This is a genomic window from Tepidibacillus infernus (assembly GCF_048898065.1).
GTDB lineage: Bacteria > Bacillota > Bacilli > Tepidibacillales > Tepidibacillaceae > Tepidibacillus_B > Tepidibacillus_B infernus.
Map to the genome: position 1 here is coordinate 186,581 of NZ_JBLWFI010000001.1, position 13,173 is coordinate 199,753.

Here is a 13,173-nt window from a genome sequence, read left to right on the forward strand (position 1 = left end):
TTGGAATAATGGGGATGTTTTTTTATGTTTGTTTGATATACTGTAACTGAGAAAATTTTTAAAAATGTGAGGAAATCTATGAATGATCAAATGTTAAGAGCGATATCAGAGGTTACCTATTTAACGACAGATAATGCATGGCGATACCGTTCAATCCTACGTTATTTTTATCAACAGCATGAACGATTACGTCATTATCTATTCCCAGAGGAAATCTATGAATATTTGAAACAAAACTTTCACTTTCAAGAATATACAGAAGAACAATTACAAAATGACTTGAACCAATTAGTTCAGTGGAAAAATATCATTCCCCGTCAAGAGACAGGAAGAGTTAATTCAATTGAGGATTTTAAGAAAAAGAAGTTTCGCTATCAGGCGACTCCCTACACCATTGAAATTGAACGGATGGTTCAAGGGTTAGAGAAATTAGGGGATTCTTTCGGTGGATCATTGGAAAAGACCTTATTTGATCGATTGCTTGAATCCTTATATCAACTCACTGCTTATCACGAAAATCCCTTTCATAAAGGCAAACGTGAATATGATGTGGACAAGCTAGATAATGAGGCATTATATCGTTTGTGGGAAGATATGTTTGATCAATTTCGGAAAATGGCGGAAAACGCTACAGATTATATTGCCTATCTTAAAAGTGAGAAGGTTGAAGAGGTCATGATGACTGAAACATTTCTCGCCTTTAAGGATGCTTTAACCGAATATCTACGGAATTTTATGTCTGCGTTACAACGGTCTTCCTTTAAAATCGAATCCGTTTTGCATGATACTAAGACTGATTTTATTGAGCATGTGGCTAATCGTATTGCAACCTATCAACTATCGATTCCTCGTTTAATAAATCTACCAAATGAACAGGATCTAATTCAGCAATCAATTGATCAATGGCAAAGCTTACAAAAGTGGTTTCTTGGTGAAAATGGTCGTGAAAGTGAACTTTCCTTTTTGCAAAATGAGACGAACGAGACTATTCGACGGATGACTCGATTTGCACAGCGAATCGGAGAAAGAAGTCAAAATTTCCGTAGTCGCCGAAAGGATTATCTTCATTTAGCGAAATGGTTCGCTGAGATGCAGGATATACAAGAAGCGCATAAACTATCGTCTGTTGTCTTTGGTGCTTTTCATACGAGGCATTTTCAAACAGATGGCATAGAGACAGAAGATATCTATTCCGAGGTTTGGGACCAACCCCCTACGATCTTTACTTTAAAACCAAGGATTAAACAATACAAGGAAAAAACCAGACCTGGAATCATTGTGAACAAAGAACGAGAGAAAAAAGAGACACTTCAACAATATTTGCTAGAAAAAGAGGCAGAACAGAAAATGATGGAACAAATAATGAATCAAGATCGAATTGTACTTAGTCAATTAACGATAGTAGATCCATACGTACGTAAAACCCTTTTGAATTGGATTGCAAAAGCGATGGGAAATAAAGAACAAATCGGTAAAACAGAAACGGGTAGACGATTTAAATTATTACAATTGAATGATTCTATGATTCAGCTTGAGTCAGAAGATGGATGGTTAAGAATGCCCAATTATGTTTTCTATTTCATAGATTAGGTGGAAAAAATGGAGAAACAAAATTTGATATTTGATGAAGTGGCACAAGAGGTTTTAGAGGATTTATTTGAACAATTTTGGATTCTACGTGAGAAGGATCCAGAGAAATACCAGATGATTCGGGAGAGAGAACATGCATTAAGGGATTATTTTCAGGAAAAATTTGGTTACCGTTTCATTGTGCATCGCCATTTTGCGAAATTAGAAAAAATTCCAGTTGATCCAGAACCATGGATGGGAATTCAAATGTTTATACATCCACGTGATTATGCCTTGTTTGCATGTGTATTAGCCTTTTTAGAGGGGAAAGCCGTTGATGAGCAATTTCTATTAATGGAAATTGTCGAAGACCTGTTAAGTATTTATCCAAGAGAGGAAGGAATCGATTGGACCAATTATGAACATCGTAAGTCTCTTGTTCGTGTACTCAAGTTTTCTGAAGAGATAGGAATTGTAAAGGCTGTAGATGGAGATATTGAAGGTTTCTCGCAAACAGAAAACCATGAAGTACTTTATGAAGTTCCGCTCATCTCTCGTTATTTTATGCGATCCTATCCAAAGGACCTATTTCAGTTTGAGTCTATGGAAGAGATTTTGAAAGTAGAGTGGATGGGAGAAGAAGCGAATACAGGAGCGATGAGGAGATATCGAATCTATCGAAAGCTATTCTTGTCACCTGTACTCTACAGTGAAGGAGTACAAGATCCTGACTTTCAATATCTACGGAATTATCGGAATCGATTACGGGAAGATATTGAGTCTCATACACCCTTTCAATTGGAATTATATAAAAATACAGCAATGCTCACATTACCTGAACGAAAAGCACGCTTTCATTTATATCCAGATAATAAGGGAATTATGGACGTTGCTTTGCAATTTTCGAGTATTGTACGGGAACAACAAGTTGAAGATGAGATCCCAATTCAATGGGATGGTTCTTTATTATTGACTTGGTTAGATTTTGAACGATGGGTAGGATTTTGCAAAGAAAAATATGGGATAGGTTGGAGCAAGGAACACCGTGAAGCCTCTATTCAAGAAACCACAATAAAATTATTTCAGCTTTTAGAGGATTGGAAATTGGCTAGAAGAGAATTGGATACAGGGGCAGTCATACTTTTACCAGCATTAGTGCGAATGATTGGGCGTTATCCAGATGATTTTAACGGAAATGAGGAGGTAGGAGAAAGTGAAGGGGAATAAATGGCAACTTCATCGTGCAGGTTTACTTAATTTTTGGTATTACGACGAGGAAGAGTTTCAATTTTCGGGAGGTAGATTACTTTTAAGAGGAAGTAATGGATCTGGGAAATCCGTCACCATGCAAAGTTTACTCCCTGTATTATTAGACGGAAAGAAAAGTCCCGACCGTTTAGACCCATTTGGCTCGAAAGCAAGAAAGATGGAGGATTACCTTCTTGGTGAAAAAGGGATCGTTGATCGCGATGAGAGAACAGGATACTTATATCTTGAATATAAGCGTCAGGATACGGAGCAATACTTGACAACTGGAATTGGCTTACGGGCTAAAAGACAAAGTAACATGGAATTCTGGGGATTTGTGATCTATGATAACCGCCGAATCGGACAGGATATACTCCTGTATAAGCTAGAAGCTGGAGAGAAGATTCCACTGACAAGAAGAGAATTAGAAAATAGATTAGAGAACGGTGGTAAGGTGGTTCGTACACAAAGAGAATATATGGAGTTGGTAAATAAATATATATTTGGTTTTGAAACATTAGATGCGTATGATGAATTGATTAAGTTACTCATTCAATTGCGTAGTCCCAAATTATCCAAAGAATTTAAGCCAACTGTCATTTATGATATCTTGAATGAATCTTTACCAGCCCTATCTGATGAAGAATTACGTCCATTATCTGATACAATCGAAAATATGGATCAAACCAAGCAACAATTAGATCAACTAATTCGAGACCAAAGATCCTTGAAACGCTTATGTAAAGAATATGATCAATATAACCAATTTGTTCTAGTAGAAAAAGCAAATGGCGTATTGGTGGCTCATCGAGAGCAGGAAAATGTACGCAAAAAGAAAGCAGAATTGCAGCGTAGAATGAGTGAGTTAAAAGCTGAATTGGATTTGCAGAGTAGGAATTTGGAACAACTTGAGCGAGAAGAAGAAGTTCTAAAGGATGAAGAAAAGCAATTACGAGATCATGATGTATTTAAAGCTGAAGAGAAAAAACAAGAATTACTAATAGCAGAAAAACAGATAGAATTCAAAAGAAAGCAAAAGGAACAAACCCTAGAAGAAAAAAAGCGTAAAGAAAGAGAGTTAAAAGATAAAATACGGATAGAAGCAGAAAAAGAGGAAAAAGCAGATCGCCTGATCCAGGAATCGCTTGAGGAATTGGAGTTTCTGGCGGAAGAGGCAGCCTTTTTCAATCATCAGATTGCCGCTCCAGAATTTAAACGAAATTACCAAGGGGTTTATCAATTTGATTTATGGAAGAAAGAAGTTCATGATTATCAAGGAAAACTAGATGAAATTCTTAAAATTCTTAGGGAGCATTCGATCATCAAAAAACGTTATCAAGAATTAGAAAAAGAGTTAGGAGAGGTTAATAAAGATCTTGATGATCAGCGGAGTAATGAACGGAAATGGGAGCAATATTTTGAAGAGGAGAGAGAGCGTTATTTAGAAGCTTTCCATATATGGCAACAGCAAAATAAACAGCTGGATTTGTCAGATAAGGATGTGCAAATGGTGGCCTCTCGAATTGGCCAAATCTATGACGAATATCCTTTAGAAGAAATTAAGGCTCCTATTGAAAAACGATATCGTGAAGTCTATCAAGTTCTCCAAAAAGAGAGCATTCAATTACAACAAAGAATCGAAACAAAGCAAAAAGAAATAGAACAGAAGAAAATAGAATTAAAAGAATGGAAGGAAAAGAAAGATCCAGAACCAGAAAGACATTACGAAACAGTAGAAGCTAGACAACAACTTATGAAACAAAATATCCCTCACCTTCCTTTTTACTCGGCGGTAGAGTTTCATGACGAGGTGTCAATAACGCAACGAGAACGAATTGAAGCAGCGATTACAGAGATGGGTCTATTGGATGCATTGATTATTCCTGAATCTTATTCAGTAGAACTCGTTCATGATCGAATCATTCGGCCAAACCCACAATTTTTTGGCTATACGTTAGCAGATCTTCTTTATCCAACACCGGTTGAGGGAATTGAGGTAACAGGAAAGGATATTGATCATGTATTAAGAAGTATTGTTATCGATGAAAAGGCTGATTCTCTCATTTCGATTAATGAAGAGGGTCGTTATCAGATTGGACTGATTGAAGGACATGCCCCTGATCAGTCACAGGCAATCTATATTGGCAAAGAAGCTCGAAAACAATATCGGTTACAAGTGATTCAACGAATTGAAGAGAAAATCAGTGCACTAGAAGAAGAGAAAATTCGAATGATACAGGAATCCCAACGATGGGAAATGAAACTTGCAACCTTAGAACGAGAATTTCTAGATTTTCCAGAAGATAAGGATGTAAAACATGTTTATGAAGAATTAGTAGAAACTAGACAAAAGATCAAATTACTTGCAGAGGAAGCAAAACGTAAGAATGATCGTGTAAAACAAGAGCTTGAACAATTACAGAGGATCAAAAATCAATTACGAGAATTAACAGAGGAAATCAGCTTGCCTATTCAGGAAGAAGCATATGAAACGGCAAGAACATCAATACTGAATTATCAACAGGAACTACGAGATTTAGAAAGTAATTATAAGGACTATCAACATAGTAAACAAAGCATCTTGCTATATCAACAAAACTTGGAAGAAATTCAGTTTGATATTGATGAATTAAAAGGAGAATTGAATCAAATTGAAGGAGAGATAAAGAAATATCATCTTCAGTTACAACAAATTGAAGAACGTTTAGCAGAGTTAGGAGCCGAAGAAATACGGCAACTGATTGAAAATATTGTTCAACGATTAAAGCAAATTCCAATTCAGATCAAAGAATTGATCGCAAACATACAAGATATACGCAATCAAATCAATCATACTGAAGCAGAGATCAACAAAAAGGAATCAGAGGTTTTATTTGCAGAACAGCTCTTTCAAAAATGGTTAACCATTTTCACAGAGGATGATCGATTACAACTGGTGAATGTGATCGAGGATTCGTCTATTCGGTTAGAAGAAGAGCATATTGTGAGTCGTGCTAAACAAGTCTTAAATCAATATGGTACACTACTCCAAAACCTAGATCGCGAAAAAGTGAATCAACGATTAACAAACGTTTATTATCAAGAACAGAGTGTGCTCGTAGAATATCGTCTTACCCAAGATACGATCTTTGAGATCAATGAAGAGATAAGTATTGATGATGAAAACATCATCATGAAATGGGATCAATTAAAACAGAAGGCAAGACGAATTCAACTGCTTATGGAGTATAATGGTAATCGTGTCAGTCCTTATTATGTTTTAACTCAAATCGATAAAGATATTGAATTGCAAAAAGTAATATTAAGTGAAAAAGATCGCGAATTATACGAAGAAATTATTTTAAATAGTGTAGGGAGAATCATTCGCGCTAGAATTAATCGGGCAGAACAATGGGTGGAGAAAATTAACCGTTTAATGTCTGAAAGGGATACATCAAGTGGGTTGACCTTTTCCATTCGATGGAAACCTAAGACTGCGGATATAGAAGAAGAATTGGATACTAAAGATTTAGTTGATCTTCTTCGTCTTGATTCTAGACTATTAAAAGCAGAAGATATGAATCGTATCACCACCCATTTTCAATCTAAGATCACTCGTGCCAAAGAAGTACTTGAAGAAAAAGGTTATGGAGAAACCTTGCACCAAATGATTAAGGAGATGTTGGATTACCGCAAATGGTTTTCATTCACTCTTTATTACAAAAGGGAAGGAGAACCAAAAAGAGAACTTACAAACAATGTCTTTTATACGTTTAGTGGAGGCGAAAAAGCTATGGCGATGTATATTCCGCTATTTTCTGCAGCTTATTCTAGGTATCTGGAAGCCCGTGATGACGCACCATATATCATCTCTTTAGATGAAGCCTTTGCAGGTGTGGATGAGAATAATATTCGTGATATGTTTGATCTAGTAGAGAAACTAGGGTTTAATTATATCTTTAATTCACAAGCCTTATGGGGAGATTATGACACAGTATCTCAATTATCGATCTGTGAATTAGTTAGACCGAAGAATGCATCTTATGTTACAGTTGTTCGCTACCACTGGGATGGTAGAAGATTGCAACTATTGAAAAGCGAAGGGATTGAAGAAAATCGTCTGGATCAAGAAAAGATAAAGTATATGGTGTAAAAAGAAGTTTAAAGGGGAAGTAATGCATGGATAAGCTAAACCATTTAACCAGTGAAGCGGTAAAATACTTCAAACAGGAGAAAGGTTTTCAAACACTTTTTCAACTATTGATCAACAAATATAAGAGCCTAGGAAGAATTGGGGGAAAAGTTACCATCGTCAATGTGAATGAACAGGAAAAAGAGGTACTTTCCTCTTTTTTTCGTAAGGACTTTTCCAAAGAGAAATCAATCTCCATCTCATTTTCACAGTTTGAAAAGGCACTTGAAAGGACAAAGTTTGCAGGAATTGATGTTAAGGATTTATTAGATGGTTACATTGGACATCCAATCATTTCGCAGGCAGAAGAAAAAGAACGCTATGAACGACTTAAAGCTAATTTTTTTGAGGAATTTAAACAACGATACAACGACCCACTTGCTCAAGGCTTTCTTCAACATATTCAAGAAAAGGGGAATGGAGTAAGAGGATTTCATCTTGCTTATGATAAAGATCGGGATTTATTTAAGAGTCAGTTGGAACAAGTGATAAAAGCCATTTCTATTTTAACGTTTCGTTTAGAGACAGATACTAGAACAAAAGACTATATTCGATTGCCTATCTTTGCCTACCAAGTGACACAAGATCCTCATGGTTTTGACCTGGATACAGATCAAGGTCGGTTTCTTATTGTGGCTTTACAATGGATTCGACAGTTGGAAGACCAAGATTATGAGATGGTAAGTTCGTTGACGGCTGAAGATGTTAGTGAATTGATGCAATATTTTAGAATCATTCGCGATGATATATTGAATTTTGTCACTTGCACTGGTATTTTAGGTTTTTGCGATGATGGGACGCCAGAATCGTTATGGTGGGAGGCATTTAAGGGGAATCATGTTATGAATGTTGCATTAAGGGAATTGATTAAACTCCATTTCTTTATACCCGGTGTTACGTATCATTCAAGAAAAGCCAATGTTGTTTTTGTTGTTGAAAATTCTGGTGTTTTTTCGGCAATCATCGACCAATTACAATTACAAGAGTCTCCACCAATCATATGCACTCATGGGCAATTTAAACTCGCTACCTTGATTTTACTAGATTACCTTGTTCAGAATGATGCTATTATTTATTACTCTGGAGATTATGACCCTGAGGGCCTTCAAATGGCTGAGAGATTAAAAAACCGGTACCCCGAACATGTCCAACTTTGGCATTATGAAGTTGATGAATATATGAAAGCAAAGTCAACCGTTGAATTATCTGATACGCGGCTTAAAAAATTAGAGACAATAACACTAAGTGAATTACTACCATTAAAAGAACAAATAAAGATAGAACGTAAAGCAGGGTATCAGGAAAAGTTAATTCCTAAACTAATAGAAGATATAGAAAAGATGATGGAAGAGTGTTAATACTAGGGGAAATTTTGTGTGTAGGAAATATTTAAGGAGATACTCAATCGCTTTGATCACATTGAGAACCAACTGAATGGTTTTGACGTGGAACTAACGTTTTAAGAGGATATTATGAATTTCCTCTCCAAAAATAGTTAACTATTTAGACACAATATTGACATAGACATGACTAAATTAGAAAGATTATAATTTATAATATACTACACGGGGGTATGGGTATAATTTGTGATGGATTTTTGTTTAGAGAAAATATTGATTTGGACAAATTAAAAAAGAATTAAAATTGAATTAGGATTTATGGGTTTGAGGGGGTGATATGGATGGAAAATATTACATTAGAACTATTTACAAGGCCAACATGAATAGATTGTCAAGCGGCGAAAGAGTTTCTTTCCCAACACAATATTGACTATGTAGAACATGATCTTAGTATTCATCCTGAAAGGGAGGATCTACTAAAAGAGGTTTCTGGTACAAGAATTGTTCCTACCTTTGTTTTTCAAAAACCCGGTTTATTTGGCCTTTTTAAAAAGAAAAAAATACTTATTGGTTTTGAAGTGAACGAAAAAGAAATAAAGAAATTACTTTTAGGATAGATTTTCCATTTGAGTTAACTTTACACCCTTCAATAGATACGGTATAATTTAATACATAAAGGGGGTAGGGGTATGGAAAACTTAAATGAGCATATGCACCCAAATGAGATGAATCAAAAAATTCTTCAACGTTTAAAACGAATCGAGGGACAAGTGCGTGGTATTCACAAGATGGTAGAAGAGGATCGTTATTGTGTAGATGTCTTAATTCAAATTGCAGCTGTACGTGCTGCTTTAGACAAAGTTGGATTATCCTTATTAGAGAGACATACACACGGATGCGTCCAAAAGGCAATTAAATCTGGTAATGGTGATCCTGCGATTGATGAATTGATGGATGTTATTAAATTGTTTATTAAATAGATAGATAGTCATCAAAGGAGTGAGTAAAATGGTGACGGAAGCAAAGGATCTTGGCTATGGTGTAGCAAAGGAAAAAGTAGAATTAGATCTAATTGGAATGACTTGTGCTGCATGTTCCTCACGAATCGAAAAGGGATTAAATAAAATACCAGGTGTTTACTCTGCTACAGTCAACCTGGCGCTGGAAAGAGCAGTTGTCGAATACAATGCTGAAGAAGTAGATGTGGATGATTTTATAAAGAAAGTTAGGGACTTAGGATATGATGGAAAAGTTCATGAGGATGAAGTGGATCAACAATCTGCTAAGGATAAAGAATTAAGTAAAAAGAGAACCAAGTTGATCATTTCTTCTCTCTTATCCCTTCCCCTATTATGGAGTATGTTGGGTCATTTTGGGGTTATGTATTTGGTGCCAGAAATCATCATGAACCCATGGTTTCAACTTCTTTTAGCAACACCAGTTCAATTCTATATTGGTTATCAATTCTATCATGGTGCTTATTCTGCTTTGAAAAATGGTAGTGCTAATATGGATGTCCTTGTTGCATTAGGAACATCTGCTGCTTACTTTTATAGTATTTATGGAATAATTATAGGCACTCATCAACTTTATTTTGAAACGAGTGCAGTCCTGATTACGCTCGTTTTATTTGGTAAATATTTAGAAGCCTTAGCGAAAGGTCGAACATCTGATGCGATTAAAAAATTGATGAGCTTACAAGCAAAGACTGCGATGGTTGAAAGAAACGGAGAACCGATTGAAGTTCCAATTAAAGAAGTGGTAAAAGGAGATATCATCATTGTTCGCCCTGGGGAAAAAATCCCTGTTGATGGTGAAATTATCGAGGGCTATTCGTCTGTTGATGAATCCATGATTACAGGGGAAAGTATTCCAGTCGATAAGAAAGTTGGCGATATTGTCATTGGGGCTACAATCAATAAGCATGGTTCTTTTAAGTTTAAAGCGACAAAGGTTGGGAAAGATACAGCCTTAGCACAAATTATTAAAGCGGTAGAACAAGCCAATAGTACGAAAGCACCCATTCAACGGATGGCTGATGTGATTTCGGGGATATTCGTGCCGATTGTTGTGGCCATCGCTATTTTAACCTTCTTAGGTTATTACTTCTGGCTAGATCCTAACAATTTTGAACATGCCTTAGTGAATGCGATAGCCGTTCTCGTTATTGCTTGTCCATGTGCATTAGGTTTAGCAACACCAACTTCTATTATGGTTGGGACCGGTAAAGCAGCTGAACATGGGATTCTTTTCAAAGGTGGAGAACACTTAGAAAACACTAAAAAAATCAATGCGATTGTATTAGATAAAACAGGCACCATTACCAAAGGGGAGCCTGAATTAACAGATTATATTCCGATTGATGCAAGTGAACAGGAATTATTACAATATGCTGGTTCCATTGAAAAAACGTCTGAACATCCGATTGGTAAGGCAATTGCTAAAGGCGTAGAAGAAAAAGGAATCGACTTGCTTCAAGTCAAAGATTTTGAGATTCTTCCTGGCAAAGGTTTAAAAGCAAAAGTGAACGATACGATGGTTTATGTGGGAACACGTAAATTAGTAAGAGAAATTGGACTTGATCCAGCAGCTATTGAAGAAAAAATGGCTCAATTAGAAGCACAAGGGAAAACAGTTGTTTTAGTTGCTACTCCTGATAAATTATTAGGAATCCTTGCAGTGGCTGATACGGTAAAAGCTGACTCAAAAGAAGCCATTGCCAAATTAAAAGAAATGGGTATCAAAGTCGTGATGATTACCGGGGATAATCAACGTACCGCAAAAAGTATAGCTCAAGAAGTGGGTGTTGATGAAGTTCGTGCAGAAGTAATGCCTGAAGATAAGGCAAAAGAAGTTGAATCCTTAAAAACTCAAGGATATACAGTTGCCATGGTTGGCGATGGCATCAATGATGCTCCAGCATTAGCTACTGCAGATGTAGGGATGGCAATTGGAACTGGAACAGATATAGCGATTGAAGCAGCCGATGTTACCTTAATTGGTGGGAGCTTAAAAGGGGTTGCAGATGCAATCTATATTAGTAAACAGACCTTAAAAAATATTAAGCAGAATCTATTTGCTTCTTTATTCTACAATTCAATTAGTATTCCAGTAGCAATGGCAGGTCTATTAGCACCTTGGATTGCAGGAGCTGCGATGGCAATGAGTTCTGTCTCAGTCGTTCTTAACTCCTTACGATTAAAAAATATTAAATTTTAAAAAAACAAGGTTATTGACTATTGTTTGTTACCCTAACAAGGGTTTCATATAATCATTCATCTATAATGGAGGGATTTTAAATGGAAAAAGTAATTAAAGTAGAAGGTATGACATGTAATCATTGCAAAATGGCGGTAGAAGGGGCACTAAAAAAATTAGCAGGGGTCTCCAATGCGGTTGTTAGTCTTGAGAACAAAAATGTAACGGTTTCTTTCGATGAGGGAAAAGTAACTTTTGAACAAATGAAAGAAGCGATCGAAGACCAAGGCTATGATGTTGTTGCATAATTAGAATAATCATGAAAAAACTTTTTGATTGTAGCACATTAATGGATTGACGATTTTCTATGAATCACAGTATGATCAATTACATATTATCACGTTCTTATCCAGAGTGGTGGAGGGACTGGCCCAATGAAACCCGGCAACCGATTTGTATGATACGGTGCTAATTCCAGCAGAACAATTTGTTCTGAAAGATAAGAAGAGTTATCTTAACACCTCTTCTTATGAGGTGTTTTTTCTTGCAATATGCAAGGACAATCCTGACTAAATTAGTCAAGTTTATACGTTAAAGGGGGAAATGGAATTGGTAAAAATTTTAGGGGCACGCCGATTACGGTGGGTAGGGATGTTTGTAATGATCATTTCTTTATTTTTAACCGCCTGTGGAGCAAACAAGGAGCAGCAAGCAAATACAAATCCACAAACAAAAGAAAAGCTACGTATTGGTTATTTAAACGTGATGGATGATGCTCAAGTGATGCTTGCTTATGATGCAGGTTTTTATGAAAAGAATGGGTTAGAAGTGGAAGTTCAAATCTTTAATAGTGGGCCTGAAATGATTAAAGCGATTGTTGGAGGACAATTAGACGCAGGGGTGCTTGGATTTACAAATGCTGTTACATGGGCTGATAAAGGTGCTGATTTAAAAGTAATCAGCGGTGCGCAAATGGGTTATCACAGTCTATTAGTGCGAAGTGATCGTAATATTAAGACGATACCAGATTTGAAAGGAAAGCAACTAGCTACACAGAAACAAGGGAGCACAGCAGACATCGTGCTAAATGGTGTTGTACTGAAAGAGGGTAATCTTACACGTAATGATGTGAATATGGTTTATGTTTCACCAAGTGTGGCGATCCAATCCTTAACAGCTGGGAAAGTAGATGCTGCTTTTCTCTTTGAACCATATGATCGAATTGCTCGTAAAACCATTCCTGTAACGCCACTTTATGATGTTGGAGAAGAATGGCCTTTCCCATGTATGGTGGCAATAACCTCAGGAAAAATTCTTCAAGAAAAACAGATTGCGATAAATAAGATGTTAGATGCTCAAAAAGAAGCGATTGAGATGTTAGAAAATCAACCAAAAGAAGCAGCAAAAATATTGGCAAAACGTTTTATTGAAACAGAAACCATCGATACAACAAATGGGAGAATCAATTCAGTAGACTTAATCGCTGAAGCAATTGAAGCTCAAACCTTTAATTGGGAAATTACTCAAGAGAATATTCAACAAATGAAAGATATTGTACAAATGATGGTAGATCAACAAATGCTATCAAAACCTCTAAATGTAGAGGATATTCTTGATTTATCTTGGCAAAACAAAAAACAATCTTAA

Annotated in this window: 9 protein-coding genes and 1 riboswitch; all 9 genes read left to right on the top strand. The window is 36.2% G+C overall.

Annotated features, from left to right (window positions below; all coding sequences use genetic code 11):
• Positions 1-78: 78 nt before the first annotated feature.
• The 9 genes from TEPIDINF_RS01005 (at position 79) to TEPIDINF_RS01045 (ending at position 13,173) form a co-directional block, all read left to right on the top strand.
• A complete protein-coding gene (locus tag TEPIDINF_RS01005) occupies positions 79-1,590 on the top strand; it encodes a TIGR02677 family protein (RefSeq protein WP_421691182.1) in 1,512 nt (503 codons plus the stop codon).
• A gap of 9 nt (positions 1,591-1,599) precedes the next feature.
• Positions 1,600-2,796: a TIGR02678 family protein gene (locus tag TEPIDINF_RS01010; protein WP_068722878.1), complete on the top strand. Its 1,197-nt coding sequence runs from the start codon at positions 1,600-1,602 to the stop codon at positions 2,794-2,796.
• Positions 2,783-6,949: a TIGR02680 family protein gene (locus TEPIDINF_RS01015; protein WP_068722880.1), complete on the top strand. Its 4,167-nt coding sequence runs from the start codon at positions 2,783-2,785 to the stop codon at positions 6,947-6,949. Before TEPIDINF_RS01010 ends, TEPIDINF_RS01015 begins: the two co-directional genes overlap by 14 nt.
• Before the next feature lie 26 nt (positions 6,950-6,975).
• The gene (locus TEPIDINF_RS01020) at positions 6,976-8,346 is read left to right on the top strand and encodes a TIGR02679 family protein (protein WP_421691183.1); all 1,371 of its coding nucleotides are present in this window, start codon (positions 6,976-6,978) and stop codon (positions 8,344-8,346) included.
• A 365-nt stretch (positions 8,347-8,711) separates the two neighbouring features.
• Positions 8,712-8,945 carry a glutaredoxin family protein gene (locus TEPIDINF_RS01025; protein ID WP_421692124.1) on the top strand — a complete coding sequence of 78 codons (234 nt, stop codon included), beginning with the start codon at positions 8,712-8,714 and terminating at the stop codon, positions 8,943-8,945.
• Positions 8,946-9,017: 72 nt separating this feature from the next.
• Entirely contained in the window at positions 9,018-9,308 is a 291-nt protein-coding gene (locus tag TEPIDINF_RS01030; protein WP_421691184.1) for a metal-sensitive transcriptional regulator, read from the top strand.
• Between the two features lie 28 nt (positions 9,309-9,336).
• A complete protein-coding gene (locus tag TEPIDINF_RS01035; RefSeq protein WP_421691185.1) occupies positions 9,337-11,547 on the top strand; it encodes a heavy metal translocating P-type ATPase in 2,211 nt (736 codons plus the stop codon).
• 80 nt (positions 11,548-11,627) lie between these two features.
• Positions 11,628-11,834, top strand: a complete 207-nt coding sequence (copZ, locus tag TEPIDINF_RS01040; protein ID WP_068722888.1) for a copper chaperone CopZ — start codon at positions 11,628-11,630, stop codon at positions 11,832-11,834.
• 94 nt (positions 11,835-11,928) lie between these two features.
• Positions 11,929-12,032, top strand: a riboswitch (SAM riboswitch).
• A 97-nt stretch (positions 12,033-12,129) separates the two neighbouring features.
• Positions 12,130-13,173, top strand: a complete 1,044-nt coding sequence (locus tag TEPIDINF_RS01045) for an ABC transporter substrate-binding protein (RefSeq protein ID WP_421691186.1) — start codon at positions 12,130-12,132, stop codon at positions 13,171-13,173.